The sequence below is a fragment of the Mesorhizobium sp. M0715 genome (assembly GCF_040320355.1).
GTDB lineage: Bacteria > Pseudomonadota > Alphaproteobacteria > Rhizobiales > Rhizobiaceae > Mesorhizobium.
In genome coordinates, this window is record NZ_JAMYPL010000005.1 from 124,769 (window position 1) to 150,566 (window position 25,798).

The window sequence follows — 25,798 nt, forward strand, 5'->3', positions numbered from 1 at the left end:
GGGGCGAAAGAGGTGCGGCTAATATGCAACGCAGCTTGGATACGGGGCGCACGGGCGATGCCGGCTCAAACGAAAAAGGCCGAGCAACGCCCGGCCTTTTGCTTAGAATTTTCAGTTGCTTAGAACTTGATCTTGATACCGCCGGAAATTGCCGTGACCAGATCGTTGCCGAAGTCATAGCTGTCATCGGTGCCCGCGATATAGCCGTTCTCGCCAGCCAACTCCCCTGAATGGCCGCTGGTCAGCACACCGACCGCACCTGCCAGACGAACCTCGATATTCGGCCTGGGCGTATAGGCAACGCCACCACCCAGCGTCCAGGTATCGGTCTGTGCACCATAGCCATGCGACGTGCCACGATCCCAGGAAAGCTGCCCAGCGGCACTCCACTGATCATTGAACTTGTGACCGATACCGCCCGTGACAGTCCAGCCATCACGATACATCAGGTCGAGTGAAGTTAGTTGGCCCAGACCATTCGTGACGCAGAATGAGGAGGGTGTACCCTGGGCACAGATCGGAACGCTTTGCAGGACGCTCCAATTGACCCACTTGATCGAACCGAAAGCGAGCCAGCCAGGTGCGATGCCCGACTGCAGTTTCAATTCGAGCGAATCCGGCATTGACTCCGTCGCACCATAAATCGGTACAGAGACGACGCCGCCGATGTTCAGAGTACCAGAGATATTGTCGAGCTTCACTTGCGAATTGTAGACAAGGCTGGCGCGCAGCGCGATATCTGGAATTTCATAAGCGACGCCCGCACGCCAGCCCCAGCCATCGGCCTCCAGATCGACACGACCGACCATCGTGCCGAAGCCAATATCTGTGTAGTTCTCCTTGAAGCCATAGATCTTCTGGTAGAAAACACCGCCTATGAACCGAAGCTGGCCTTTGCCGGCGTCCATCTTGTAGGAGCAGGTAGCCGCGTAGTTGTCGCTCTTGATGTCGGTTTCGATATTCGAAAACGCGCCGTTCCACGCATTTCCCGGCGCGGTATGTGCACCCCAGGGCTGCGAATAATCGACCATGCAATCCACGCCTTGCACGACCTGGACCTTGGCTCCAATGCGTGGAACCCAATAGCCCTCGGCTCCGTCGGCCGAGGTGCCCAAACCGAGATCGGCTCCGCCCGGGCCGCGCGCATTCTTGTACTTGCGGTCCGGCATCACATAGGTCGCTTCCGCTTCGGTCGCGAACGGAGCCGGATCAAACAACAGGTCGATATCGTAGCCAGCACGCTCCAGGCCGCCGGCATGTGCCGGGTTCATCGCCGTCCCGATCAAAGCCAGCGAAAAGCAGCCCGCCCCAAGCAGCGCTTTCAGTCGCAGAATAGTCATGAAATGTCCTCCCCGAATTCGAGTGCATCAAGCTAGAACCAATTCGGGTTAACGGTGCAACAACGAATTCAAGAGCGTACATGTACACATTCGCCAGGCGCATTTTCGAGGAAATGCAACCGGATGCGGCAAGGCCGAAAACGGTCCGTGATGGCGGATCTGCTTCCAAAAAACAGAGGAAACCCATCCAAAAAGGTTCGAAAACAGCATTTTTTGCGGTCCGGGAGCCCCATTGTTACATTATGGCAACAATGGGGCTAAAACTTCCGTTTACGTCAAAATTAACGCAACGGCATGCTGATTTTCGAGGCGGAAAACCAGCAGTTTAGAGAGGGCTAAAGTCTCGCGAATCTATCCTTAGCCGGCGTCGCGAACCCTGGCCAACGCGACCGACAGCTTGCCCTGCGCATCGCGGTATTCGGCGAGCTTTTCACGCTCGGCATCGACGATCTCGGCCGGCGCGCTGGCGACGAACCTTTCGTTCGACAGTTTCTTGTGCAGGCGCGCGATCTCCTCGGTCACCTTGGCCAGTTCCTTCTGCAGCCGTGCCGCCTCGGCGGCGAGGTCGATCAGGCTGCCAAGCGGCAGGCAGACCGTCGCCTCATTGAGCACGATCTGCGCCGAGCCCTTGGGCGCGACATCGGCAAGCGAGATGTCGCCGACCCGCGCCAGCCGCTTGATCGCCGAATCCTCGCGAACGAGGCGCTCGCGTGTCACATTATTGGCGCCGACCACGACGAGCGGTGCAATGGCTGCCGGCGGCACGTTCATCTCCGAACGCACGGAGCGAATGCCGGAGACGAGTTCGACCAGCCAATTGATGTCCGCTGCGGCCTCGGCGTCTTCGAAATCCGGTGACGGCCATGCCGCATGACACAGCAGCGAGAGGCGTTGCTTGCCTTCGCCAGCGGTCTGCGCCCACAGTTCCTCGGTCATGAACGGCATCATCGGGTGCAGCAGCTTGTAGATCTCGTCGAGTACGAAGGCGACGCAGGCGCGGCTTTCGGCCTTGGCCGCCTCGTCGGCGCCCATGAACACCGGCTTCAGCAATTCCAGATACCAGTCGCAGAACAGGTTCCAGACGAAGCGGTAGGCGGCACCCGCCGCCTCGTTGAAGCGGTATGAGGTGATGCCGTCCGTGATTTCGCGCGCCGCGCGCGTCAGTTCGGTCAGGATCCAGCGGTTGACCGCCAGCTTCGCGTCATTCAGCCAGAACTCGTCATTGCGCGCGACCTCGTTCATTTCGGCGAAGCGCGTGGCGTTCCACAGCTTGGTGCCGAAATTGCGATAGCCGGCGATGCGCGCCGGGTCGAGCTTCACGTCGCGGCCTTGCGCCGCCATCACCGTCAGGGTGAAGCGCAGCGCATCGGCCCCGTATTCGTCGATCAGGTCGAGGGGGTCGACGACGTTGCCTTTCGACTTCGACATCTTCTGCCCGTTCTTGTCGCGCACCAACGCGTGCATGTAGACGGTGTGGAACGGCTCCTCGTCCATGAAGTGCAGGCCCATCATCATCATACGGGCAACCCAGAAGAAGATGAGGTCGAAGCCGGTCACCAGCACGTCGGTTTGGTAGTAGGTCTTCAGCTCCGGCGTCTCATCAGGCCATCCCAATGTCGAGAACGGCCACAGCGCCGACGAAAACCAGGTGTCGAGTACATCCTCGTCGCGGGTCAGGATCTCGCCCGGCTGGAAATTCTCCAACTTGTCCTCGACCCAGCCCTTCCAGGGTCCTTCCAGAGCCAGGTAGTATTCGATCGCGGCGCCGAGCGCCTCTTCCTCGGTCTTCTCGACGAAGACGCGCCCATCCGGCCCGTACCATGCCGGGATCTGATGACCCCACCACAGTTGGCGTGAGATGCACCAGGGTTCGATATTTTCCATCCACTGGAAATAAGTCTTTTCCCAATTCCCGGGTATGATCTTGGTGCGCCCCTCGCGCACCGAAGCGATCGCTGGCTTGGCCAGTTCCGCCGCATTGGCATACCATTGCTCGGTCAGGAACGGCTCGATCGGCACGCCCCCGCGATCGCCATGCGGGACGGCGTGGCGATGCGGCTCGACCTTTTCGAGGAAGCCGCCCTCTTCCATCAGCTCGACGATCTTCTTGCGCGCGACGAAGCGGTCGAGGCCGTCGAGTTCGTCCCAGACAATTTGGCGCTCCGGCGTCACCTCGAGGCCGGCAAGGAAATCCTCATTATCCCTGAGACTTACCGCCGCCTCCGTGGTCAGGATGCTGATCGCCGGCAGCTTGTGGCGCTTGCCGACCTCGAAGTCGTTGAAATCGTGCGCGGGCGTGATCTTGACCGCGCCCGAACCCTTTTCCGGATCGGAGTACTCGTCCGCCACCACAGGAATCCTGCGACCGACGATCGGCAGGACGATGTTCTTGCCGACCAGATGCCGGAAGCGCTCGTCGTCAGGGTGCACGGCGACGGCCGTATCGCCCAGCATCGTCTCCGGGCGCGTCGTCGCCACGGTGATGAAGGTTGTTGGGTTTTCCGGGTCGAAGACCTGGCCCTCTACGGGGTAGCGGAAGTGCCAGAGATTGCCGTTGACCTCCTGCTGCTCGACCTCGAGATCGGAGATCGCGGTGAGCAGCTTGGGATCCCAGTTCACAAGGCGCTTATCCTTGTAGATCAGCCCTTCCTTGTAGAGCGTGACGAACACTTCGAGCACGGCCTTGGACAGGCCTTCGTCCATGGTGAAGCGTTCGCGTGACCAATCGGCCGAGGCGCCGAGCCGCTTTAACTGGTTGAAGATCGCGCCGCCGGATTCGGCCTTCCACTCCCACACTTTCTCGATGAACTGCTCGCGGGTCAGGTCGCGGCGATGGATCTGCTTTTCCATCAGCTGCCGCTCGACCACCATCTGCGTGGCGATACCGGCATGGTCCATGCCCGGCTGCCACAGGACATTCTTGCCGCGCATGCGCTCGAAGCGCACCAGTATATCCTGCAGCGTGTTGTTGAGCGCGTGTCCCATATGCAGCGAGCCGGTGACGTTCGGCGGCGGGATGACGATGGTGAAGGCTTCCGCCCCCTCCTCGGCCCCGGCACCGGCGCGAAACGCGTCGGCCTCTTCCCAGACTTTGGCGATCTTCGGCTCGACGGTTTTGGCGTCGTAGGTCTTTTCAAGCATGGGAAAATGGTCCGCGCTGTCGGGAGTTTTGCTGGTCCGCTGTAAATCGGAAGGCTTTGACCAAGTCAACCGCAAGGGCTGTCTCGGACCCTCACAACCAGATAGGCGCGGCCTTGGTCATTTCAACGGAAAGCGATCCGTCGTCCTGCCAACAAGCTGACCTCACCAAAGGAAACGGCGCCACGAGGGCGCCGTTTCCTTTGGTGATCGGCATGGGGAACTACTGCGCCCCGCGCGCCACGCGCTCGATCTCCTCGCGCACCAGCCTTTCGACCAGTGTCGGCAGATTGTTGTCGAGCCAATCCTGCAGCATCGGCCGCAGCATCTCTTCGGCCATTTCGTCGAATGTCTTCTTGCTGCGGCTGGCAAACGCGTCGGAAAGCTCGCCAAAGGCAGCCGCGACCTGCCGGCCGGTGTGCTCGGAAACGATCGCCGGACGCGGCGCGTCGCTGGCCGCCACCGGTCGCACCACGCTTGCATCCGGACGAGACGGCTCGACGGCTGCTTTCGCGGTCGGTTCGTCACTTGGAGTCTCCACGGACGGCTGGGCAGCGGTCTTGGGGGCTTCGCTCCGGTCCGACACCGCCCTCGCCTGCTCACCGACCGCGGCGATCTCGCGACGCCAATCGGCGATGGAAGCGTCGGCGACAGGACGCGATCCCGGCGCTTCAACCGTGATTGGCTCGGCGGCGACGCGGGCGCTGACCTCGGCAAGTGTCATCGATGGCTTTGCCGGGCTGGGATCGGGGCGCACCGGCGTTTCCATGCGTGCGACCACCGGCTCGGCCGCCGGCAACTGTGCCTGGACTTCCGCCAGCGTGACCGGCTTCCTGCCCTCGGGGGCGGCATGCAGGTCGGCACGGAATGCTTCCACGTCGGGGGCTGCATAGGCGCTCGACGCGCGCTCCAGATCCTGGCTCAACTCATCGGCGTCGCCCGGCTGCTTGCGGCCGCCGTCGCTGTCCTCGATGATCCGCCTGATGGAAGCCAGTATCTCTTCCATGGAAGGTTCGCGCTGTGCGCTGCTTGCCGTTGCCATCGTCACATCCGCCGCCCTTGTGACCCCTGTTGGGTTTTCCGATCCGGCAGAGCCGGATCGAATCATGGCGACAGCGTAACCGACGGATCGCCGCACGAGAATCCCCAATCTGGGGACTTGTGGGATTTCAACAGATTAGCGCGATCTGAACCCGAGAGCGCAGTACGAAAGATCCTGCTCAAACGAGGAGCACGGCCAGTCCTGGCCGAACGCTTCAGCGGCCGTCCGGCGTTCGCAGGCCGTACCACTTGTCCTTGACCGCGTTGTAATGCTCTTCAGGCTTGTATTTCGCTACCTGCAAGCCAAGGCGGTCGACGGACAGACGGCCGGTCGCCTGCAGGATGGCGTAGCTCGCCACCACCACATCATGTTCGTAACCGGCCTGGTTGATCTGGGCGGTGATGACCGTCGCCTGCGCGTTGAGGACGTCGAGCGTGGTGCGCTGGCCGACATTGCGCTCTTCGATGACACCGTTCAGTGCCAGCTTCGCGGCCTCGATCACCTGCCTGTTGGCCGTCAGCTGCTGCTGCGCGGCGGTGTACTCGGTCCAGGCGGCGGTGACGGCCTGGCGCACCTGGTCGCGGCTGACGTCGACCTGGATGCGGGCCTGGCTGAGCGATTCCTTGTCCTGGCGCACGATCGCCGAGGTGCGGCCACCCGAATAGATCGGGATGGTCAGCGTTGCCCCGACACTGGCCGAATTGGTCGTGCCATCCTGCGAACCGACGCCCGGCAAAGGCGAGGTATTGCGATAGGCGCTCGAAACGCCGGCGGAAGCCGACAGCTGCGGCAACAGCGCGCCTTCGGCCGACTTCACCGAAAACGCGGCCGCGTCGACCAGATGCTGCGTGGCAAGGATGGCCGGATGCTCGTTCGAGGCCACCCCGACGGCGGCGGCGAGGCTCGACGGCAACAGCTTTGCCACCGGCGAAGCGCCCTTGAGCTTGCCCGGCTCGTCGCCGACGATCTGGCGGTAGATCGCCGCACTTGCCAGCGCCTGCGCCCGGGCGGCACTCAGCGATGCCACGGCGGCGGCCCGCGAAGCATCGGCCTGGGCGACATCGGTGCGCGTGCCTTCGCCAACTTCGAAACGCGAACGCGCCGCGCGCGCCGTTTCGGTCAGGAACTGAAGGTTCTGCTCAGTCAGCACGGCGACCTGCCGGTCGCGAATCACGTTCATATAGGCTTGGGCCGCGCTGAACAGGATACCCTCTTCGGTGTTGCGCAGGCTTTCGACGGAAGCGCGGACCTGCGCTTCGGCGGCAGCGACATTGTTCCTGGTCTGAAAGCCATCGAACAGCATCTGGTTTATCTGGACGCCAAAATTTCCGGTGGTCAGCCTCACGCTTGAATTGGTGCCATTGAGATGGCTGCTCGAATAATCAATATCCGCCGAGCCGGTGACAATCGGGCGGTAGCCCGACTTGGCGATGGCGACACCCTCGTCGGTGACACGAACGCCGGCGCGGGATGCATTCAGCGAAGAATTGTACTGATAGGCCTTTGCAAGCGCGCCGGAGATGCTTTCGGCTGAAGCCGCCAGTGGGGACAGCATGGTCGCCGAAACGAGGACGGCGGTGAAAAGTGACTTGCGTAAAGACGGCACGGTTAAACCCTCATTCGTTTTCCATGGGAACCGCGCCGCGCCTGCTTCTCTCATAGATCAGCCGGCGCCGCGTGTTCGATGTTCCCTGCTGCTCACCCCAAAGTGCCCCCAGTCTGGGATCCGCAGCGATCGTTCAAATGCAAGCGACCATGACACAGCCTCTCCTGCAAGGCCAAATCATTCAGAATTCGAAAGCACGAATGCGTTCAAACCCCGGTAGTGGCTTAATTGCCGCATTAAATGCACGTCTTCCGGTTACAACCCCCCCGGCCTTGAAAAAGAGACGGGCCACGCCGGAATTGCCCTGCCCTTCGACGGCGACAAGGCGGCCGCCTTCGGCGAGTTGGTCCAGCAGCGCCACCGGCACTTCCGCGACGCTGCCACCGACGAAGATGACGTTATAAGGCGCCTTAGCGGCATGCCCCTGCGGCAACGCGCCCTGGACGACGGTCACATTGCCGCAGCCCAGCGACGAAAGCGTCGATCTGGCGGTTTCCGCCAGCGCCGAATCACTTTCGAGCGCCACCACGGACCTGGCCAGTCGCGACAGGATGGCCGAGGCGTAGCCGGTTCCGCAACCGACATCGAGCGCCGAATCGGTCGGGTTGATCTCCGCCAGCTGGATAAGCTTGGCCAACGGCGATGCTTCCATCAGGTAGCGCGCGCCGTCCGCGCCGGCGGCAATGCGGATGTCCTCGTCGATATAGGCCAGATCGCGCTGGGCGGCGCCGACAAACATCTCTCTTGGGACGACAAGCATTGCATCGAGCAGCGGCGCGCTGGTCACATCGGTGGTGCGGACCTGGCCGTCGACCATCTTGACGCGTAGTTCGGAGAAATCAGCGCTCATGTCCCAACCAATCCGCTTGCCGCGCCAGAACCGCGGTCCATTGTGTCAGGAACTTCAGGCCCCTGCGCTGCCGCGCGGGGGCCCGGGCATTGGAGGCCTCGCCCGGAATCGAACCGGGGTGCAAGGATTTGCAGTCCTCTGCGTAACCACTCCGCCACGAGGCCTCATTGCTCCCGGCGTTCCACCCGGTTCCAATAGGTTGCGGCGAAAATGACGTCAAGCGGCCACCGTGCATTCCGAACGGTTTCCTCGCGTCAGTCCGGACGGCACCCGGCAAATCGTCGGATCGGGCCTGACCGCTCCATTAGCGGACAATTAAGCATAGCCTGCCCGGAGAAGAAACTCATCGGCGGCCGTGCGTTGGACATGGCAGGAGGAAGAGCCATGCACCGGACAGTGGCAGCAAATACAAGTGCCTCGTCCGGCCTGTCCCTGCCACAATGCGGAGAGCCTCTGCATTACGCAATCGACCGTCTGTCCATCGAAGGTGCGGACAGCCTGTCGCCGCATGACAGGGCAAGGCTTGCCTCGGCCGCGGCGATTCTCAAGCAGATCCGTGAGGCGCTGGAAGAGCACGCCGCCCGCTGAACACCCGCCTTGCGCTATCGGCGGTCAATCGGGCCGGCGACGCCGTTCCCACCAGACGACAAAGCGACGCCGGTGACGGCGAACCATGGCGAATTCATAGGACAGCACCAGCAATCCGAGCGGAACCATCCAGAAGCCGAGGATCGGCAGGAAACCGAGGACGCCGCCAACGGTCAGCAGGATGCCGATCGTGATTCTGAGCCCGCGCGAGCGCGGCATTTTGAACTCGCGCCCGAAAACGGAGATTTTCCGCGCCGGCATCTGGTTGTCTTGTGCTGTCATCGTCTCGAAAGATTGACCCGTTTGATTGTTCGCAAGCATGCTTGAACCAAAGCAGCCGCCGCGCTTTCGGTTCCATATCCCCGCCAAGACGGCTAATATGAGGGCTTCCTTCGACGATTGCGAGAAACGCCTGCGCGAAAAAGCCTCGGAAAAATGTGAAAAGCTTCTTTGCAAAGCCGAAAAGGGCAGCTATAGGCTGCGCCACTCACATAAGAGCATCCGTTCCCCGGTAGCTCAGTGGTAGAGCAACCGGCTGTTAACCGGTTGGTCGCTGGTTCGAATCCGGCCCGGGGAGCCAATCTTTTCAAAGCCTTGAGACGGTCAGGTCGCCCATAGGGGCTGATCTATGGCATGTCTGCAAAATCGCGGTCAGCAGGTTGATTCTCAACTTGACCTGGCCCCGCTGTCCAGCGCCGTCGATGACGCCGCGGCATCGGGACGGTTCGCGGGAGCAGGCATAAGGCCTTGCTTCGATCTCGGCGATCTCATCTCTTGTCGCCGTTCGGGTTGGGTGCCGGTGCCTCTCGCACATCTCGCGGTGGCGGGTCGACATGCTTAAGCTCTGGCGGGACTTCTTTGTCCCGGCGTTGCACAGGTATCTTCTCCGGTGCGGGCTTCGATGGTGGCTCTTTGATCTTGCTCGGCATAATCGAGTTAACCGCCCTGCCGGTCTCTTGTTCCGTAGCGAGCAGAAAACCTGAATGCGTGGGGAACCGGGAACATCGAAGAGCGTTTTCTCGCATGCTGAAGAAGATCGCCCTCGCCGCCGTGCTGGTCCAGGTTGCCGCGTTTTCGGCTCTCATCACCCAGACGGTCCTCTTCGCGTCCACGGCCACACAGGCCGCCGACGCGAAGCCCGGCGACGCAGTCGCCGTCACCATTGAGAACGAACGGGACAAGGCGGCGCAACCTATTGTTGCCGGCCAATGTCCAACGCGGCTTGTGGCGAGCAAGGTCTTCACGAGGAACGTAATTACGGCGCAACAATAGCTCGCCATCGATGCCGGCCATCCGTCGATCCCCCCAATTTAAGTCAGGGCAATGTGCTTGAAAGCACAATGATTCCTGTTACTTGCGACGTAGGGCGAGTGCGTTTGGGTTGGGCAAGAATTAGTATGATTTCATCGAATATGGAATGCCCGCGCTGTCATGGCAGCGGCAGGGTTTTCGACTGCTCCAAGTGGTATGCGTCAAACGGGCACTGCTGCCCGCAGGGAACCCATCGGGGTGGCTGCCCTGGAAAGACGGGCGCCTGCGCGGAATGCGACGGCCTGGGGACGATGGCGGAGCCTCCGCTGAGAGCCGTGGCGTAATCTGCGAGAGCCGCGCATGCCGCTGATGACGGCGCGGAGGCGCCCGAACGAGCATATTTTACTCTGTTGGTGTTTCTACGGGTGGTGCGGCCAGAACCGTGATGTCCATCCTGGCGATCTTGGATGCCGCGCGGCCTTGCGCGCCAGCATCCATATCGCCGCCTGCGGCAACCATGATTTTGGCCAGATGTCCCACGGCGTCCGCGCTGCGGCCCGGCGAAAATCCTTCCCCGGTTTGCGGCTTCCCCACTGCCGTTTGTTTTTCCGGGACATGCGGATGTTGACTTACGATAGCGGAAACCATTGAACCTCCTGTGGCGACGCTTCGAACATTATATTAGCGTTGACTGTTGCGAGGCTGACCTAGCCAGTCGCCAAAAACCGCACCAGGGAGTTCGAACAAAAGATCGAGCCGCCCCGCTACAAGGTGAACTGGTAGGGCAGCTCACCTTGCAGCGATGTGAAAACGACGATGCAGGCCCAGCCGTCCTGGTAGCGCCGCCCCTTTTATCAAGGCTAAGCGGTAATCCCACCGCGACCTGACCTTGTGTCCATCCAAGGGAACTGAGCAAGCGGGTCCTGCAGGATCTTGACGGATCTTGCGAAGCCGGCGACGGCATCGCGCGCCACCGTCAGCGGAACCTGGCCGTCGTAAGCACGCTGGCAGGCTCGAAAGGCCGTTTCGAAAATCGGACCCCGCCTTTCCCTTGGCCACTCGTCAAAGAAGTCAAAGGCGTCGTCGAGGCACCCTATTTCTTGAATGAACTCGCCATTCTTGACCAGGACCGGTTGGTCGAACGTCCTGTCACTCATGTAATCCTCCATTCGGCACGGTGGGTTGTTGCTGGTTCGGGTCATCATGCGATTGCATGCTCCGGCTCGGCCAACATGCCGCCACCTCCACGCCCAGGCGGTACCGTTGCAATGGCCGGGATTGGCGGCGGATCATCGTCGTCATCTCGCCAGGGGTGCCGCATCCAACCGAGGCGGCTCTTCCTGCGGCGCCGGTCGAAAGACGGGCTGACGGTGCCCGGCATCTTTGAAATACGCGGTTCCCGCCCGGATTCGTCCAGGAGGTGGAGGGCGCGAAGTATGTCGCTGACTTCCACGATGGCGCCGTTGTCCAATTGCCGCAACGCGGGATTGTCAGGAACCGCATGAACGTCGGAAGCCCAGAAAGCGAGCAAAGCCCGCTTTGCGCCGATTGTCATCGTCTCCTCGTTCAGGACGTCATCTGGCGTCCGCAACTCAGCGGATTCCGCGGCAAGATTTTTCGGTTCGGGTTGGTAAAAACTGTAAGCTTCGGTTCTCATCTCCATTCTCCGCGAGCTGTGCCTCCCGGCCGAACCGGGAGGCGGACCGTAGATCTAGGTTCCAGGGAATCAGGCGACCTCGCGCTGAGGCTCCGCATCGGAATCGATCAACTGCTTCTTGCCGGGTTGCTCGAGCGAAACCGCCTTGGCTTCGGACCCTATCTCAATGCGCCGAGGCTTGAGTTCCTTGGGCACTTCGCGGATCAGGTCCACCGACAGCAAGCCATTCTCGAGGTTGGCCGCCTTGACCTTTACGTGATCGGCAAGTTTGAACACCTGCTTGAAGTTGCTCGTCGCCAAGCCGCGATGAAGGACCTCCCGATTTTCCTGGTCGGGTTTCCTTTGGCCGATGACAGACAATTCGGGGCCGTTCTGTATGAGTTCGACTTCATCGAGAGCGAAGCCGGCGATAGCCATCGTAATGCGATAGTCGTTCTCGCCAATCTTCTCGATATTGTAGGGAGGCCAGTCGGAGCGCCCGCTTTTCTCGAGCATATCGAAGAGACGGTCGAAGCCGACCGTTGTGCGGTAAAGAGGGGTATAATCAAAGCTTCTCATAGCCATATCCTCCGTGAAGCAACATGGGTTACGAGGCTGTCGCAGCGCCGCTGCGACGCCAATATGTCGAGCCGAAGCCTCGACGGAAAACGATCTGGTAATCGTGTTTTTTTCCGTCAAGAGGGGCGTAAAAAATTTTCTGGCCGGCAGGCAGATCCAGCGAGCCATGCTCTTCGGCGGGGAATTCCGCCACACCGTACGAGGTCCGCTGAAGCGGGTGCCCAAGGCGCTGCCTTGCGTGCTGGCGGTCACTGCGCGATGTTGGCGGCGGGGTGGAGCGAATCATGCGAAAAATTTTGATGTCCGGACTGCTGCTCGCGGTGGCCTTTTCCGCGAACCCGGCCCACGCGCTGGACAGCAGCGGCACGCCTGTCGTCGTGACCCCTCTTGCGTCGCGCACGACGACCGCGTCCGGCCAGCCGATCACGCTGCCGCAGAAGAACGTGCAGGTGCTGGTCTCGAGCTACGACATCGCGTCGGGCGCGACCTTGCCGGTCCACAGGCACCCCTTTCCGCGCTACGCCTATGTCCAGGCCGGCACGCTGAAGGTCACCAATGTCGAGACCGGCATCAGCAACACCTACAAGGCTGGCGATTTCATCATCGAAATGATCGGCCAGTGGCATCAGGCCACCAATATCGGTGATGTCGAGGTGAAGCTTCTGGTGATCGATCAGGTCGAGCAAGGCGCCAAGAATACGGAATTGCGCCAATAACCGCGAAGTCTGTGCCCGAAGGCGGAAGGCTGTTCGCGCTTTCGCAGCAGCCGGCCCGGTGCTAGGGCTGGCCGGGAAATCATGGACTGGATCGCCCCTTGACCAAAGCTCTCCGCCTGCCGCTGATCGAAATCTGTGTCGAAGGCATTGACGGCCTGCTCGCGGCGCAAGCCGCTGGCGCCGACCGGGTCGAATTATGCGCCAGCCTCATCGAAGGCGGCATCACGCCGAGCCTCGGCACGGTCCGCGCCGCCATCGAGCAGGCAAGCGTGCCGTTTCACGTCATGGTGCGGCCGCGCGGCGGCGATTTTCTCTACAGTGAGACCGAATACGCCTCGATGCTGGCCGATGTCTCGGCACTGCGCGAACTCGGCGTGCCCGGCGTGGTGTTTGGCTGCCTGAACGCCGATGGCACCATGGATGAGGCGCGCATGAGCGAACTGACACAAGCCGCTGGCCCCTTGAACGTCACCTGCCATCGCGCCTTCGACATGACGCGCGATCCGGCCGAGGCGCTCGAATCGCTGATCCGCAGCAAGGTCGGCCGCGTGCTGACCAGCGGCCAGCGTGACACTGCCGTCGAAGGCTTGCCGCTGTTGGCGGATCTGGTGCGGCAGGCCGGCGACCGCATCGTCATCCTCGGCTGCGGCGGCCTGGATTTGCACAACATTGCCGAAGTGCGCAGCAAAACCGGCCTGTCCGAAATGCATTTTGCCGCCCTCAAGGATGTGCCGAGTGCCATGGACTACCGCAATCCCCATGTCGGCATGGGTGGTTCCGATCTCGATCGCGAGTATCGCAACACGCTGACCGACACACCGCTGGTGGCGGCAACGATTGCGGCAGCCAAGGCATGACCTCTACCCCTGCCCCGATAGCCCGTGTATCGGCCGCAGACGAAGCGGCGATCCTGGCGCTCAACAACGAGCATGCCGCCGAACTGTCGTGGCTGGAGGCTGAGCGGCTGTCTTTCCTGCTTGGCGAAGCGTTTTACACCAGGCGCATCGGCGATCTCGAAGCCTTCATCATGACCTTCGACCAGGACGCCCGCTACGACAGCCCGAATTTCCTGTGGTTCCGCGAGCGCTATAAGCGCTTCGTCTATGTCGACCGCGTCGTCGTGGCGGCGCATGCGCGCGGCCGCGGCCATGCCCGCCGGCTCTATCAGGATCTGTTCGGCCATGTTGAGCGCGCCGGCTACAATCTGGTCACCTGCGAAGTCAACACCGCCCCGCCGAACCCTGCCTCGGATGCCTTTCACGCCGCCCTTGGCTTCACTGAGGCCGGCGACGCCGTCATCCATGGCGGCAAGAAAGCGGTCCGCTATTACATCAGACGAACCTCCGTCTGAGGCCAGGCGGATCGAACTGAAGACAGGGCTACTGGAACAAGGCTGTCGCACTCACCAGCGTCATCCAGAACCCCCAGACCAACGGGATGCCGACCAGCAGCCAGGCCAGCGTCAGTTTGATCGAATTGCCGTTGTCTTGCGCCATGGTCGGTCTCCTCAGAGCATGATCCCGAAATTGGGCTCCGGTTTCGGAAAAGATCATGCTCAAACAATACGATAGAGCCCATCCCGATTCTATCGGGATGGAACTGGCTCTAAGCCACCGCTGGTTCGGTCTTCATGTGGAAGCGCGCATTGACCGGCCGCATCATCAGGTTGAGCAGGAGGCCGATGACCAGCAGGCCGGCCATGATGTACATGGTGACCGTGTAGGCGTCGGCCTTCGCCACGCCGCTGTCGATCTGGGACTGCCTGATATAATTCACCAGCACCGGGCCAAGCACGCCCGCCACCGACCACGCGGTCAGCAATCGGCCGTGGATGGCGCCGACGTAACGCACGCCGAAGACGTCGCGCAGGTAGGCGGGAATGGTGGCGAAGCCGCCGCCATACATGCTGAGGATGATCCCGTAGAACAGCACGAACAGGAAGACGCTGCCGGTCTGGCCGGTCCAAGGCACCGCCGCATAGAGGACGACGCCCAGCGCGAAGAAGATGGCATAGGTTGTCTTGCGGCCGATATAATCGCTGGTCGAGGCCCAGAAGAAGCGGCCGAGCATGTTGAAGATCGACAACAGGCCGACGAAACCGGCAGCAGCGGCCGGCGAGATGCGTCCCGGGAACATCTCCTGGCTCATGGCCGAGGCTTGCCCGAGCACGCCAATGCCTGCCGTGACGTTAAGGCACAGCACACCCCAAAGCAGCCAGAACTGCGGCGTCTTCAACGCATCATCGAGATGGACATTGGACGTCGTCACCATCGCATCCTGTGCCGCCGGCGGCGTCCATCCGGCGGGCCGCCAGCCCTCCGGCGGCACCCTGACGATAACAGCCCCAATCAGCATGAAGACGAAATAGACGATGCCCAGCACGAGGAAGGTTTCAGCGACGCCGATATGCTCAGGCGTCGAAAACAGCTTCATCAGATAAACCGACAGCGGCGAGGCGATGAAGGCGCCGCCGCCGAAGCCCATGATCGCCATGCCGGTTGCCATGCCCGGCCGGTCCGGAAACCAGGTGATCAGCGTCTTGACCGGCGAGATGTAGCCGAGGCCGAGACCGATGCCGCCCAGCACGCCGTAGCCGAGATAGATGATCCACAACTGGTGCAGATAGACGCCGAGCGCCGAGACAATGAAGCCGCCACCGAAACAGCAGGCAGAAGCGACCATGGCTTTGCGCGGCCCGACACGATCCAGCCAGCCGCCGCCGAACGCCGCCGCAATGCCCAGGAACAGGATCGCGATCGAGAAAATCCAGCCAAGGCCGGTCAGCTTCCAGTCGTCGGGCGCCGAGTCGGTGATGCCGATCAGCTTCGACATCGGCAGGTTGAAAACGCTGAACGCATAGGCCTGGCCGATGCAAAGGTGTATGCAGAGCGCCGCTGGCGGCACCATCCACCTGCTGAAGCCAGGCTCGGCGACGGTGCGTGAGCGGTCGAGCCAGCCGCCCGCCCTCTCCCCGGTCGTGTCCATTCCATCCTCCCAGATGCGTCTTCGAACCATCTTCTCAGATGTGTCCTGCGAACAAACTAGGCGGGTGAGCCGGTGAGGCAATAAGGAATGCCTGTCATAAGACCAATGTCTAATGAGACTGGCCTATATCGAAAGCAGGTCATTACTTTCCAAAAAAATTATATTAGAGATAATTAATTGATTGTCTGCTTATGAAGCGCGATCCACTCCACCTGCACTCGCGATCATCTGGCCGGGCACGACGGCATTCACCAGTTGCGGTTGAGCCATTCGCGCGCCGGGCGCTCGATGAGGTAGTAGCTGCAGAGCGCGCAGGCAAAAACGCCGGCCAGCATCGGGATCGGCGCGCTGCCTTGTTCATAGACGAATTTGTAGAACGGCTGCTGCCACAGATAGAGCGAGTACGACCACAGGCCCAGCGTCGCCATCGGCCAGGAGGACAGCAATCCGGAAAAATACCGTGGGCTGAAATCGAGTGCGTTGACGGCCAGCGCCAGCAGCGGCACCGCGAAGAGATAGTGGATCGGCGTCGGCACCTGATCCAGGAACAGGACAACGGCACAGAACGTTGCCACCAGGGCCACATGCTTGCCTCTCAAAAACGCAGGCAGCCTGCCATCGGCCTTGAGCAGGCAGATCGAAGCCGACAGCAGGATCGACGCGATGTGCACGTCGGTGCGCCAATACGTGGTTTCGTAGTCCATCCCGAAGACCCAGTACGAAACCGCGCCATTGGCCATGGCCAGCAAGGCCAGCGCCAGGAGCAGCACGACCACGCGAGAGCGACTTGAGACGATGACGCTGATCAGCGCCAGGATCATGTAGGCGTGCTCCTCGATGCAGAGCGACCAGATATGGTCGAGCGCCCCTGCCCGCGTCACGAGAATGCCGGCATAGTTGTAGGTGAATGTCAGCGCCGTCAGCGCCGCCTTCCATTTGAAGGCGATGAACGTGCCGGCCAGCGCGATCATCGCGACGACTACGAAGACCAGAAGAGCTGGATAGATGCGGGAGAAGCGGCGTTTGAAGAATTTTTTCAGCGGGTAGCGTTCGATGAACAGGATCTCGCCCATCAGCCGGCCGCTGAGCACGAAGAAGAATTCGACGCCCAGCACGCCAAGATTGATTCCCGGAACCGGAAAGAAATGGCCGATCAGCACCAGCGCGATCGAAAGCCCGCGCCAGCCGTCGAGATAGGCCAGTCTTGTTCTGGTTGATCTGTCGGCGGCGGATCGGGACGGAACGACATGCGTCGCGGAAATGTCGGTCATGCCGATCCTCTCGCAATAGGTATGCGAAGGGTACGACGGTACATTTCGAACCCAGCTCGCATTCCCGCCCAAATCCATATTGCAGTGCAATATGGATTTGTGCAAGTGCGAGATTGCCGCCGGTGCAGTTCCAGGTGAAGTGTCGGCGGAAGAAATTGCTCAGGCAAACGATTGGTGCGGGGGGCGATTCCATCAAAATTGGACAACTACAGGTCGTCCCAAAAAGGAAAAGGGGTCGCATGACCCCTTCTCCCGTGTTCACAACTGACCGTATCAGGCGTTGGCGGCAGCCACCGCGCGCTTGGCCATCACCGCGATCAGATTGGCGCGATAGTCGGCCGAGGCATGGATGTCGGTCATCAAATTCTTCGCCGGCACTTTTACCCCTTCGAGTGCCGAGGCCGCGAAGTTCCCGGCTAATGCTGCCTCGATCTCCTTCGAACGAAAAACGCCGTCGTCGCCGGCACCGGTGACGGCGACGCTGACGCCATCCTTGCCCTTGGCCACGAACACGCCGACGATGGCGTAGCGCGATGCCGGATTGCGGAATTTTTCATAGGCCGCCTTGGCCGGCGCGGTGAAGGTGACGGCGGTGACGATTTCGCCATCCTTCAACGACGTTTCGAACAGGCCTTTGAAGAATTTGTCGGCTGATATCTGGCGCTTGTTGGTGATGATGGTGGCGCCCAGCGCCAGCAGCGCCGCCGGATAATCGGCCGCCGGATCGTTGTTGGCGATCGAGCCGCCGATCGTCCCCTTGTGGCGCACCGCCGGATCACCGATCAGCGATGCCAGATGAGAAAGCGCCGGACAGACCTTCTTCAGCTTCTCGTCATTGGCAACAGCGTGATGCGTGGTGGCGGCGCCGATGGCGACGGTCTTGCCCGACACCGTGACGCCCTGCAGCTCCGTGATCCGCGACAGGTCGACAAGGTCGGACGGCGCGGCAAGCCGCGTCTTCATCGCCGGGATCAGCGTCATGCCGCCCGAAAGCAGCTTGGCGTCGCCGGTCTTGATCAGCTTGGCGGCATCGGCGACCGAGGCGGCGCGGTGATAGTTGACTGCGTACATTTGTCTTCTCCCCTGGGTGAAAGAGCGAACAGGAAGTAGCGAACATCGCGTTCTCCCCCTATTCGCTACTCCCTATTCGCCATTCGCGTTCAATGTTTCGTCGCGCGGATCGCGGCCCACACGGTGGACGGCGAAGCCGGCATGGCAAGATCGTTGCTGCCGATGGCATCGGTGATGGCGTTGATCACCGCCGGCGGTGAGCCGATGGCGCCGGCCTCGCCGCAGCCCTTGATCCCCAACGGATTGCCCGGGCAAGGCGTGTTCGAGGTCGAGACCTTGAACGACGGCAGATCGCCGGCGCGCGGCATGGTGTAATCCATGTAGCTCGCGGTCAGCAATTGTCCGCTGTTGTCGTAATAGGCGCCTTCGAGCAGTGCCTGGCCAATGCCTTGCGCCAGCCCGCCATGCACCTGGCCCTCGACGATCATCGGGTTGATGATGTTGCCGAAATCGTCAGCGGCGACGAACTGGACGATCTCGGTGACGCCGGTTTCCGGGTCGACCTCGACCTCGCAAATATAGCAGCCCGCCGGGAAGGTGAAATTCGACGGATCGTAGAACGCCGTCTCCTTGAGCCCGGGCTCCATGCCGCCCGGCAGGTTGTGGGCAGTGTAGGCGGCCAGCGCCATCTGGAACCACGGCACGTTCTTGTCGGTGCCGGCCACCTTCAGCGCGCCGTTCTCGATGATGATGTCGCCTTCGTCGGCCTCGAGCAGGTGCGCCGCGATCTTCTTGGCCTTGGCCTCGACCTTGTCGAGCGCCTTGACGATGGCTGACATGCCGACCGCACCCGAGCGCGAGCCATAGGTGCCCATGCCCATCTGCACCTTGTCGGTGTCGCCATGGACGATCGAGACCGAATCGAGCGGCACGCCGAAGCGCTCATTGACCAGTTGCGCGAAGGTCGTCTCATGGCCCTGGCCGTGGCTGTGAGAGCCGGTCAGCACCTCGATCGTGCCGACCGCGTTGACGCGCACTTCCGCCGATTCCCAAAGGCCGACACCGGCGCCGAGCGAGCCGACGGCCGCTGACGGCGCGATGCCGCAGGCCTCAATGTAGCAGCTCATGCCGATGCCGCGCAGCAACCCCTTGTTGGCGGCGGCGGCCTTGCGCTTGGCGAAGCCGGCATAATCCGACGCCTGCATTGCCGCATCGAGCGAAGCGGCATAGTCGCCGGCGTCGTAGCACATGATGACCGGCGTCTGATGCGGAAACGCTGTGACGAAGTTCTTGCGCCGCAGCTCAGCCGGCGAAACGCCGAACTGGCGGGCCGCCGTCTCCATCATGCGCTCCATGACGAAGGTCGCTTCCGGCCGCCCCGCCCCGCGATAGGCATCGACGGGCGCGGTGTTGGTGTATATCGCCTTCACATTGGCGTGGATGGCCGGGATGTTGTACTGGCCCGACAGCAGCGTCGCATAGAGATAGGTCGGCGTCGCCGATGAAAACAGCGACATATAGGCGCCAAGATTGGCTTGGGTTTCCACCTTCAGGCCGAGGATCCTGTGGTCCTTGTCGAAGGCCATTTCAGCATGGGTGTGATGGTCGCGGCCATGCGCGTCGGTCAGAAAGCTCTCGGTCCGGTCGGCCACCCATTTGACCGGCACGCCGGTCTTCTTCGACGCCCACAGGCAGACGATCTCTTCGGGATAGATGTAGATCTTCGAGCCGAAGCCGCCGCCGACATCGGGCGCGATCACGCGCAGCTTGTTTTCCGGCGCGACATTGTAGAAGGCGCTCATCACCAGCCGCGCCACATGCGGATTCTGCGAGGTCGTCCAGCAGGTATAGTGATCCTCGGCCTTGTCGTAATGGCCAAGTGCGGCGCGCGGCTCCATGGCGTTGGGCACCAGCCGGTTGTTGATGATGTCCATCTTGACGACATGGGCCGCCTTCCCGAAGGCCGCCGCGGTGTCGTCGGCATTGCCGATGTCCCAGTCGAAGATCAGATTGTTGTCGGCTTCGGGGTGGATCTGCGGCGCACCCTTGTCCATCGCCTTGGAGGCATCGACGACGGCCTTCAACTCCTTGTAGGTGATCTCGACCGCCTCGGCGGCATCACGCGCCTGCCCCTTGGTCTCGGCGACGACGATGACGACGGCGTCGCCGACATAACGGACCCGGTCGAACGCCAGTGGCGACCATGCCCCCATCTTCATCGGCGAGCCGTCCTTGGAGTGGATCATCCAGCCACAGATGAGATTGCCGATGCCGTCGGCCTTGAGTTCCTTGCCGGTCAGCACGCCGATGACCCCGGGCATGCCCTGGGCCTTCTTCACATCGATCTTCTTGATCTGCGCATGCGCGTGCGGACTGCGCACGAACGCGGCGTGCTTCATGCCGGGAACCACCATGTCGTCGACATAGCGGCCGGCGCCCGTGATGAACCGTTTGTCTTCCTTGCGCGCGACCCGAGCGCCAACACCTTCAATGCCCATCAGAAATTCCTCCGGAATTTATGGGAGTAGGGCAGTAGGGGAGTAAGGGAGTAGGGAAAAAGAGGCCTCGTTGCGTTGGCCTTTTTGCCCTACTCCCCTACTGCCCTACTCCCTTATTCCCTTGCCTAAGCAGCTTGTTTCGCCTTACCCTTCGACCCCTTCATCGTCGTCGATGCGGCGAGGATCGCCTTGACGATGTTGTGGTAGCCGGTACAGCGGCAGATGTTGCCGTCGAGCTCGGCGCGCACCGTCGCCTCGTCGAGCCCTTCGGGGTGGCGGCTGATCATGTCGGTCGCCGTCATGATCATGCCCGGCGTGCAGAAGCCGCACTGCAGCCCGTGATGTTCCTTGAAGGCGGCCTGCACCGGATGCAGGTCGGTGCCATTGGCCAGGCCCTCGATCGTCAACACGGTGGAGCCGGAGGCCTGCACCGCAAGCATCGTACAGGATTTGACCGCCTTGCCATCAACGTGGACGACGCAGGCACCGCATTGCGAGGTGTCGCAACCGACATGCGTGCCGGTAAGACCGAGATTTTCCCGTAGGAAGTGAACCAGAAGTGTTCGGTCCTCGGCAGCACCGCTGACCCGCTTTCCGTTCACCATCAACGAAACGTCCGACATGGTCCCTCCCTGGGTATCAACCTTGGTATCCACGCTGCCGACGCGGTATTCGCGCTTCGGTGGTGCATTATTCGTACACCGCACATCGGACAAAAAACAGCACGTCGCAAACGCGGAACATTGTACTTTCGGTCATGGCCGCGCCCAAACATGCGGTGCCGGTGGCCCCATTGCCAAACCGCCGATTGAAGGCAACAATGTCGGTCGACGCCCGCGCGCCAGAAGCATTTAAAAACAGCCGCGCACAAAAAAGCGTCGGAGGAAATGCGGAGAACATCGCTGGCCAATTCACAGACGCGCTATGCATGCGGCCTGTCGGCGCTCACCACGGACGAGCCCGACATGGAGGCGTTCGCCAAGGCGATCGCACTGGAAGCAGCCGCCATCGACGCAGGCTTTGCCCTGCTGTTCTTTTCCCAGAGCCTGGTCGAAGCCAGCGCCCTTTCCCAGGCGCTCATGACCCACGCACCGGCGCTCCACCACGCCGGCTGTTCGACTGCCGGCGAGATCACGCCGCAAGGTCTCGAGGATGGTCATGTGCTGGCCATGCTGCTTCCGTCCACCGCGTTCACCGCCGTTAGCGTGATGGTCGAAAATCTGTCCTCGTCGGGTATGGACAGGATCACCGGCGAGGTGGAGACCCTGCGGCGATCGCTGCGCGCGCGCCTCGGTTGCGATCGGACCAAAGGCACTTTCGCGCTCTGCTTCATCGACGGGCTCTCTTATGCCGAAGAAGCGGTGAGTTCAGCCATCCACTGGGGCCTCGATGACATACCGCTGCTTGGCGGCTCCGCCGGCGACGATCTGAAATTCGAGACGACGCGCCTGATCTCGAACGGCAAGGTCACCTCCGACAGCGCTATCATCGTGCTGATATCGACCGAAATTCCCTTCCATGTCTTCAAGACCGACAACTTCGTTCCCACCGATGAAAAACTGGTGGTGACGGCTTCCGATCCCGATCACCGCATCGTGCGCGAATTCAACGCCACCAATGCAGCGCAGGAATATGCCGCGTCCGTCGGCATCGTCGCGCAGATGCTGACGCCACTGAGCTTCGCCTCGCATCCCGTGGTGGTGAAGGTGGGCGGCCAATATTATTGCCGATCGATCCAGAAGATGCATGCCGACGGCTCGCTGTCGTTCTTCTGCGCCATAGACGATGGCGTCGTGCTGTCGATCGCCCAACCAAAGGACATGGTCGAATCGACGCGCGCCGCCCTGCGCGATGTCGAGGAGAGGCTTGGCGGCATCGACATGATCCTCGGCTTCGACTGCGTGCTGCGCCGGCTCGACGCGCGCAATCGGCAGGTGTTTCGCGAGATTTCGGAACTCTACCGGGTCAACAATGTCATCGGCTTCGGCACCTATGGCGAACAGTACCGGTCGATGCATCTGAATCAGACTTTTACCGGCATCGCCTTCGGCGAGCGCCAGGCGGCGGAATAGGACGGCGCAACAAGATGCCGCTGAGGGACATAAACGATCTTGAAAAGCTGAAGAAGATCAACGCGGCACTGGTCAGCCGCGTCGAGCGCTCTATGGACCAGCAAGGCAACGCCTTTTCGCTGTTCCAGACCGCGATTTCGCTGGAAAACCGGGTGCGCACCCGCACCGAGGAACTGCACTCGACCTTGCGCCGGCTGGAGCAGTCGAACATCGACCTCAGCGCCGCCAAGGAAAACGCCGAACTGGCGAACCTGTCGAAAACCCGTTTCCTCGCCGCTGCCAGCCACGACGTGCTGCAGCCGCTGAACGCGGCCCATCTCTCGGTTTCGGCCCTCGCCGAAGTTCAGACCAGCGACGAGGGCAAGAAACTGGTGCGGCAGGTCGAGCGCTCGCTGGAGACGATGGAGGATCTGCTTAGAACGCTGCTCGACATCTCAAAGCTCGATGCCGGCGTGGTGCAGCCCGACATAAGCGATGTCAGCCTGGAGGCGCTGTTCTCGTCGCTTCGCTCGGATTTCCTGCCGGTGGCGGAGATGAAAGGCCTGTCGCTGAAATTCCGGCCGGTCCATGCGGTGGTCCGCTCCGACCGCACGCTGCTGCGCCGCATCCTGCAGAACATTCTTTCCAACGCGCTGGGCTATACACGCTCGGGCGGCGTGCTTGTCGGCACCAGACATCGCGGCGACACCATCCGCATCGACGTCGCCGATACGGGCTGCGGCATTCCCGACGACCAGCGCGAGGCGGTATTCGAGGAGTTCCATCGCGGCACCTCGCCGGCCAATGCCGAACTGGACGGTGGCGGTCTCGGGCTCGGGCTTGCCATCGTGCGCCGCATGGCCAGCGCGCTCGGCCATCCCGTGACATTCTCGTCGAAGGTCGGACGCGGCACGATCTTCCACATCGATGTTCCCGTCGGCATCGGTGCGCCAGCCGATGCCATCGCTAGCGTTGCCGATATGGAACGGCCGCGCGGCTATGGCCTGTTCGGCACCAAGGTGCTGCTGGTCGAGAACGATATCGAAGTGCTGCAGGCCATGACCTTCCTGCTCGAACGCTGGCAATGCCTGGTGCGGGCCGCGACCTCGACCGACGATGCGCTCGACATGCTTGGCGACACCGACTGGGTGCCCGACATCGTCATTGCCGACCAGCATCTCGACGGCGGCGATCTCGGCACCACGACCATCGCCGAAGTCCGCGATTATCTCGGCCGCGCCGTGCCGGCGCTGATCGTCACCGCCGACAGTTCGGAAGCGGTCGCCAAAGCCGCCCGCTCCGGCGGCATCGAACTGATGCGCAAGCCGCTGAAGCCGGCACAGCTAAGGGCGCTGCTGGCACATTTGCTGGCTTAGACAATAACCAATTCGATGCTTAACTACTTGGAAAGACGGAGGCGTCACTTTTGAGATCGCCACCGTTTAAATATTGGAAATTCCGAAAAAAAGTTGACGATGATCTTCCGGAAGTCCGCATACATTACGTATCCGCACGCAGTAGTTTGACAATTTGGATCGAGACCTCTTGGACATTCCTTTTCATCCAGTCGCAAGGACGTGCTTGATAATTTTGGCGTCCCCATAAAAAGCGGCACGGCAGATGGGATAAGGAAGGTAACGCTCATGCGCGCTGACGCGGTGCCGTGATTATGAGGGGCATCGTCCAGGCGCGACTGTGAGATCCGGCAATTACGGTGACAGTGCACTCTTAATATGTCCTCCCGGCCCATAGTGCATACTGTCAACGCATTTGATAGCGCAAAGGTGATGATTGAAAGAGGAGCTACCTATGTCCGATGACGACACGCATTTAGTTCAAGCCAAGGAAGCCCTCCACAAGGGTGAAGTGGAGAAAGCAATATCAATTCTCTTAGACGCAATGAACTATGAGAGCAAGAAAGCGGCGGCGGCGTATTCTCTGGGGATAGTTTATGACAGTAATACCGATTGTCACGATGATGATCTGGCGGTAAGTTACTATTCGATTGCAGAAAGTGGCGGAATCGAAATGGCAACTTATAGAATTGCTGGGTTGAAACAAAGAATTGGCGACAATATTGAATCTTTAGAGCTGTTTAAAAAAATCTCCACCCGGAACCCGTCCGCCGCCTACTGGTGCTATCGCTTGATACAGAAAAATGAACCGACTGATCCGGATGCTGAAATATTTCTAAAAAGCGCTGCATCTCAAGGCCACATTCTTGCGAAGAGGGATATATTAATGGAGAAACTGAAAGGAAGGCGAGGCGCTGCTCAAATGGTTATCGGCGCGTTTGGTATGATAAGACTATTTAGAGAAACGATGGCTGCATATGCGGCGAGGGATGAGCTACTGTACCAATAGATGTAGAGGCCGAAATTGTTGCGATTTTCGAATTACGGTGACAGTGCACTTTTACCACGTTCGCCCAGCCAGTGTTGAGCGTGGTGGTGACAACCCTACTTGGATGAGGGACGGCGAGCCTCAAAACCCAGCCTGATCCCGAAACAGCTCCGCATTGTCCAGCTTCGAAACCTCGATCACCGCCTGCGTGCGGCTGTAGACATTGAGCTTGCGCAATATCTCCGAGACATGCGCTTTCACGGTGGTCTCTCCCACCTGCAGCTCGTAGGCGATCTGCTTGTTGAGCAGGCCCTGGCGCAGCATCTGCAGCACGCGCAGTTGCTGGGGCGTCAGCGTCGACAGGCGCTGCACCATGTCGGCGCGGTCGACGCTTTCAGCGTCGGGTGTGCGGCCTTCATAAGTTTCCGGCACATAGATCGCGCCTTCCATCACCGAGCGTATGGCGGCGGCGAGGTCGCTCTTGCGCGCCGATTTCGGGATAAAGCCGGCGACACCATAGGACAGCGCCTCGGAAATGATCTTCGGCTCCTCATAGCCCGAGACGATGACCACCGGCAGGCGCGGATAGCGGGTCCGGAGCTGCAGCAGGCCTTCAAAGCCATGCACGTCGGGCATGTTGAGGTCGAGCAGCGCGAGATCGAACGGCTTGGCGCCGGCCAGAAGGTCCAGCGCCTCGGTGATCGAGCGCGCCTCCACGGTGTCGACTTCCGGGTAGGCCATCTGCACGGCGCTGTGCAGCGCCTCGCGAAACAGCGGGTGATCGTCGATGATCAGGAACCGGGCGCGATCGTGGGTTGCGGTCATAGGGGTTCATTTCAGTTCGTGGGCGATTAGAATAGCCTCGTCAGCATGGCCAGATTATTGCCAAATAG

The 25,798-nt window shown here is 61.1% G+C and carries 25 protein-coding genes and 2 tRNA genes; 9 read left to right on the forward strand and 18 right to left on the reverse strand.

The features are described from left to right. Positions 1–119: 119 nt before the first annotated feature. From NKI21_RS08330 to NKI21_RS08355, 6 genes are all read right to left on the reverse strand, one after another. Positions 120–1,340, reverse strand: coding sequence for an OmpP1/FadL family transporter (locus NKI21_RS08330; protein ID WP_128304005.1), 1,221 nt, complete (start codon positions 1,338–1,340; stop codon positions 120–122). Between the two features lie 357 nt (positions 1,341–1,697). Further along, positions 1,698–4,481, reverse strand: coding sequence for a valine--tRNA ligase (locus tag NKI21_RS08335; protein ID WP_128304004.1), 2,784 nt, complete (start codon positions 4,479–4,481; stop codon positions 1,698–1,700). A gap of 220 nt (positions 4,482–4,701) precedes the next feature. Next, complete coding sequence (locus NKI21_RS08340) at positions 4,702–5,520, reverse strand: PopZ family protein (RefSeq protein ID WP_352865256.1); 819 nt, start codon at positions 5,518–5,520, stop codon at positions 4,702–4,704. 214 nt (positions 5,521–5,734) lie between these two features. Further along, the gene (locus NKI21_RS08345; RefSeq protein ID WP_023812204.1) at positions 5,735–7,126 is read right to left on the reverse strand and encodes a TolC family outer membrane protein; all 1,392 of its coding nucleotides are present in this window, start codon (positions 7,124–7,126) and stop codon (positions 5,735–5,737) included. A gap of 181 nt (positions 7,127–7,307) precedes the next feature. Beyond that, positions 7,308–7,976: a protein-L-isoaspartate O-methyltransferase family protein gene (locus tag NKI21_RS08350; protein WP_023812205.1), complete on the reverse strand. Its 669-nt coding sequence runs from the start codon at positions 7,974–7,976 to the stop codon at positions 7,308–7,310. 90 nt (positions 7,977–8,066) lie between these two features. Next, positions 8,067–8,140, reverse strand: a tRNA-Cys gene (locus NKI21_RS08355). A 220-nt stretch (positions 8,141–8,360) separates the two neighbouring features. Here NKI21_RS08355 and NKI21_RS08360 point away from each other — a divergent pair. Then, positions 8,361–8,564, forward strand: a complete 204-nt coding sequence (locus NKI21_RS08360; protein ID WP_128304002.1) for a hypothetical protein — start codon at positions 8,361–8,363, stop codon at positions 8,562–8,564. Between the two features lie 24 nt (positions 8,565–8,588). Here NKI21_RS08360 and NKI21_RS08365 read toward each other — a convergent pair whose 3' ends face one another. Continuing rightward, entirely contained in the window at positions 8,589–8,846 is a 258-nt protein-coding gene (locus NKI21_RS08365) for a hypothetical protein (protein WP_023812207.1), read from the reverse strand. 223 nt (positions 8,847–9,069) lie between these two features. Between NKI21_RS08365 and NKI21_RS08370 the strand changes: the two genes are divergently transcribed. Both NKI21_RS08370 and NKI21_RS08375 read left to right on the forward strand, forming a co-directional pair. Beyond that, positions 9,070–9,144: transfer RNA gene (locus NKI21_RS08370), tRNA-Asn, on the forward strand. A gap of 443 nt (positions 9,145–9,587) precedes the next feature. Further along, a complete protein-coding gene (locus NKI21_RS08375; protein WP_023812208.1) occupies positions 9,588–9,836 on the forward strand; it encodes a hypothetical protein in 249 nt (82 codons plus the stop codon). Positions 9,837–10,217: 381 nt separating this feature from the next. On the opposite strand, the gene NKI21_RS08380 is transcribed toward NKI21_RS08375, so the two are convergent. The 4 genes from NKI21_RS08380 to NKI21_RS08395 form a co-directional block, all read right to left on the reverse strand. Further along, positions 10,218–10,463, reverse strand: coding sequence for a hypothetical protein (locus tag NKI21_RS08380; RefSeq protein WP_023812209.1), 246 nt, complete (start codon positions 10,461–10,463; stop codon positions 10,218–10,220). 212 nt (positions 10,464–10,675) lie between these two features. Continuing rightward, on the reverse strand, positions 10,676–10,972 hold the full coding sequence (locus NKI21_RS08385) for a DUF982 domain-containing protein (protein ID WP_023812210.1): 297 nt from the start codon (positions 10,970–10,972) through the stop codon (positions 10,676–10,678). Positions 10,973–11,016: 44 nt separating this feature from the next. Beyond that, on the reverse strand, positions 11,017–11,472 hold the full coding sequence (locus NKI21_RS08390) for a hypothetical protein (RefSeq protein ID WP_023812211.1): 456 nt from the start codon (positions 11,470–11,472) through the stop codon (positions 11,017–11,019). Positions 11,473–11,541: 69 nt separating this feature from the next. Next, entirely contained in the window at positions 11,542–12,030 is a 489-nt protein-coding gene (locus NKI21_RS08395) for an Hsp20 family protein (protein ID WP_023812212.1), read from the reverse strand. 284 nt (positions 12,031–12,314) lie between these two features. Between NKI21_RS08395 and NKI21_RS08400 the strand changes: the two genes are divergently transcribed. The 3 genes from NKI21_RS08400 (at position 12,315) to NKI21_RS08410 (ending at position 14,097) form a co-directional block, all read left to right on the forward strand. Beyond that, positions 12,315–12,746: a cupin domain-containing protein gene (locus tag NKI21_RS08400; protein WP_023812214.1), complete on the forward strand. Its 432-nt coding sequence runs from the start codon at positions 12,315–12,317 to the stop codon at positions 12,744–12,746. Between the two features lie 98 nt (positions 12,747–12,844). Then, positions 12,845–13,603 carry a copper homeostasis protein CutC gene (locus NKI21_RS08405; protein ID WP_023812215.1) on the forward strand — a complete coding sequence of 253 codons (759 nt, stop codon included), beginning with the start codon at positions 12,845–12,847 and terminating at the stop codon, positions 13,601–13,603. Next, on the forward strand, positions 13,600–14,097 hold the full coding sequence (locus NKI21_RS08410) for a GNAT family N-acetyltransferase (protein ID WP_023812216.1): 498 nt from the start codon (positions 13,600–13,602) through the stop codon (positions 14,095–14,097). The genes NKI21_RS08405 and NKI21_RS08410 overlap by 4 nt, the downstream gene beginning before the upstream one ends. A 28-nt stretch (positions 14,098–14,125) precedes the next feature. Here NKI21_RS08410 and NKI21_RS32375 read toward each other — a convergent pair whose 3' ends face one another. The 6 genes from NKI21_RS32375 to NKI21_RS08435 all read right to left on the reverse strand — a co-directional run bounded on the left by NKI21_RS32375 (position 14,126) and on the right by NKI21_RS08435 (position 21,134). Then, positions 14,126–14,242 (reverse strand): MFS transporter small subunit, encoded by a 117-nt coding sequence (locus NKI21_RS32375; protein ID WP_128304000.1) that lies wholly within the window; start codon positions 14,240–14,242, stop codon positions 14,126–14,128. A gap of 109 nt (positions 14,243–14,351) precedes the next feature. Next, a complete protein-coding gene (locus NKI21_RS08415; protein WP_352865259.1) occupies positions 14,352–15,731 on the reverse strand; it encodes an L-lactate MFS transporter in 1,380 nt (459 codons plus the stop codon). Positions 15,732–15,979: 248 nt separating this feature from the next. Then, on the reverse strand, positions 15,980–17,002 hold the full coding sequence (locus tag NKI21_RS08420; protein ID WP_352552390.1) for an acyltransferase family protein: 1,023 nt from the start codon (positions 17,000–17,002) through the stop codon (positions 15,980–15,982). A gap of 273 nt (positions 17,003–17,275) precedes the next feature. Further along, positions 17,276–18,073 (reverse strand): FAD binding domain-containing protein, encoded by a 798-nt coding sequence (locus NKI21_RS08425; protein ID WP_023812220.1) that lies wholly within the window; start codon positions 18,071–18,073, stop codon positions 17,276–17,278. A gap of 89 nt (positions 18,074–18,162) precedes the next feature. Next, positions 18,163–20,511 carry a xanthine dehydrogenase family protein molybdopterin-binding subunit gene (locus tag NKI21_RS08430; protein WP_023812221.1) on the reverse strand — a complete coding sequence of 783 codons (2,349 nt, stop codon included), beginning with the start codon at positions 20,509–20,511 and terminating at the stop codon, positions 18,163–18,165. 125 nt (positions 20,512–20,636) lie between these two features. After that, entirely contained in the window at positions 20,637–21,134 is a 498-nt protein-coding gene (locus NKI21_RS08435) for a (2Fe-2S)-binding protein (protein ID WP_128303998.1), read from the reverse strand. A gap of 264 nt (positions 21,135–21,398) precedes the next feature. Here NKI21_RS08435 and NKI21_RS08440 point away from each other — a divergent pair, with 264 nt between their 5' ends. From NKI21_RS08440 to NKI21_RS08450, 3 genes are all read left to right on the forward strand, one after another. Further along, on the forward strand, positions 21,399–22,583 hold the full coding sequence (locus tag NKI21_RS08440; protein WP_050592709.1) for an FIST signal transduction protein: 1,185 nt from the start codon (positions 21,399–21,401) through the stop codon (positions 22,581–22,583). A gap of 14 nt (positions 22,584–22,597) precedes the next feature. Then, positions 22,598–23,938, forward strand: coding sequence for a hybrid sensor histidine kinase/response regulator (locus NKI21_RS08445; RefSeq protein ID WP_023812224.1), 1,341 nt, complete (start codon positions 22,598–22,600; stop codon positions 23,936–23,938). Between the two features lie 433 nt (positions 23,939–24,371). Further along, positions 24,372–24,926 (forward strand): tetratricopeptide repeat protein, encoded by a 555-nt coding sequence (locus NKI21_RS08450; protein ID WP_031213515.1) that lies wholly within the window; start codon positions 24,372–24,374, stop codon positions 24,924–24,926. A gap of 120 nt (positions 24,927–25,046) precedes the next feature. Here NKI21_RS08450 and NKI21_RS08455 read toward each other — a convergent pair whose 3' ends face one another. Then, complete coding sequence (locus tag NKI21_RS08455) at positions 25,047–25,730, reverse strand: response regulator (RefSeq protein WP_023812226.1); 684 nt, start codon at positions 25,728–25,730, stop codon at positions 25,047–25,049. Positions 25,731–25,798 lie beyond the last annotated feature (68 nt).

What these genes read in the sequence shown, in the direction of transcription:
- NKI21_RS08330 (WP_128304005.1), bottom strand. Translation starts at nt 1,340, where the DNA reads ATGACTATTCTGCGACTGAAAGCGCTGCTTGGGGCGGGCTGCTTTTCG.
- NKI21_RS08335 (WP_128304004.1), bottom strand. Translation starts at nt 4,481, where the DNA reads ATGCTTGAAAAGACCTACGACGCCAAAACCGTCGAGCCGAAGATCGCC.
- NKI21_RS08340 (WP_352865256.1), bottom strand. Translation starts at nt 5,520, where the DNA reads ATGGCAACGGCAAGCAGCGCACAGCGCGAACCTTCCATGGAAGAGATA.
- NKI21_RS08350 (WP_023812205.1), bottom strand. Translation starts at nt 7,976, where the DNA reads ATGAGCGCTGATTTCTCCGAACTACGCGTCAAGATGGTCGACGGCCAG.
- NKI21_RS08360 (WP_128304002.1), top strand. Translation starts at nt 8,361, where the DNA reads ATGCACCGGACAGTGGCAGCAAATACAAGTGCCTCGTCCGGCCTGTCC.
- NKI21_RS08365 (WP_023812207.1), bottom strand. Translation starts at nt 8,846, where the DNA reads ATGACAGCACAAGACAACCAGATGCCGGCGCGGAAAATCTCCGTTTTC.
- NKI21_RS08375 (WP_023812208.1), top strand. Translation starts at nt 9,588, where the DNA reads ATGCTGAAGAAGATCGCCCTCGCCGCCGTGCTGGTCCAGGTTGCCGCG.
- NKI21_RS08380 (WP_023812209.1), bottom strand. Translation starts at nt 10,463, where the DNA reads ATGGTTTCCGCTATCGTAAGTCAACATCCGCATGTCCCGGAAAAACAA.
- NKI21_RS08385 (WP_023812210.1), bottom strand. Translation starts at nt 10,972, where the DNA reads ATGAGTGACAGGACGTTCGACCAACCGGTCCTGGTCAAGAATGGCGAG.
- NKI21_RS08390 (WP_023812211.1), bottom strand. Translation starts at nt 11,472, where the DNA reads ATGAGAACCGAAGCTTACAGTTTTTACCAACCCGAACCGAAAAATCTT.
- NKI21_RS08395 (WP_023812212.1), bottom strand. Translation starts at nt 12,030, where the DNA reads ATGAGAAGCTTTGATTATACCCCTCTTTACCGCACAACGGTCGGCTTC.
- NKI21_RS08400 (WP_023812214.1), top strand. Translation starts at nt 12,315, where the DNA reads ATGCGAAAAATTTTGATGTCCGGACTGCTGCTCGCGGTGGCCTTTTCC.
- NKI21_RS08410 (WP_023812216.1), top strand. Translation starts at nt 13,600, where the DNA reads ATGACCTCTACCCCTGCCCCGATAGCCCGTGTATCGGCCGCAGACGAA.
- NKI21_RS32375 (WP_128304000.1), bottom strand. Translation starts at nt 14,242, where the DNA reads ATGGCGCAAGACAACGGCAATTCGATCAAACTGACGCTGGCCTGGCTG.
- NKI21_RS08415 (WP_352865259.1), bottom strand. Translation starts at nt 15,731, where the DNA reads ATGGACACGACCGGGGAGAGGGCGGGCGGCTGGCTCGACCGCTCACGC.
- NKI21_RS08420 (WP_352552390.1), bottom strand. Translation starts at nt 17,002, where the DNA reads ATGACCGACATTTCCGCGACGCATGTCGTTCCGTCCCGATCCGCCGCC.
- NKI21_RS08425 (WP_023812220.1), bottom strand. Translation starts at nt 18,073, where the DNA reads ATGTACGCAGTCAACTATCACCGCGCCGCCTCGGTCGCCGATGCCGCC.
- NKI21_RS08430 (WP_023812221.1), bottom strand. Translation starts at nt 20,511, where the DNA reads ATGGGCATTGAAGGTGTTGGCGCTCGGGTCGCGCGCAAGGAAGACAAA.
- NKI21_RS08435 (WP_128303998.1), bottom strand. Translation starts at nt 21,134, where the DNA reads ATGTCGGACGTTTCGTTGATGGTGAACGGAAAGCGGGTCAGCGGTGCT.
- NKI21_RS08440 (WP_050592709.1), top strand. Translation starts at nt 21,399, where the DNA reads ATGCGGAGAACATCGCTGGCCAATTCACAGACGCGCTATGCATGCGGC.
- NKI21_RS08445 (WP_023812224.1), top strand. Translation starts at nt 22,598, where the DNA reads ATGCCGCTGAGGGACATAAACGATCTTGAAAAGCTGAAGAAGATCAAC.
- NKI21_RS08450 (WP_031213515.1), top strand. Translation starts at nt 24,372, where the DNA reads ATGTCCGATGACGACACGCATTTAGTTCAAGCCAAGGAAGCCCTCCAC.
- NKI21_RS08455 (WP_023812226.1), bottom strand. Translation starts at nt 25,730, where the DNA reads ATGACCGCAACCCACGATCGCGCCCGGTTCCTGATCATCGACGATCAC.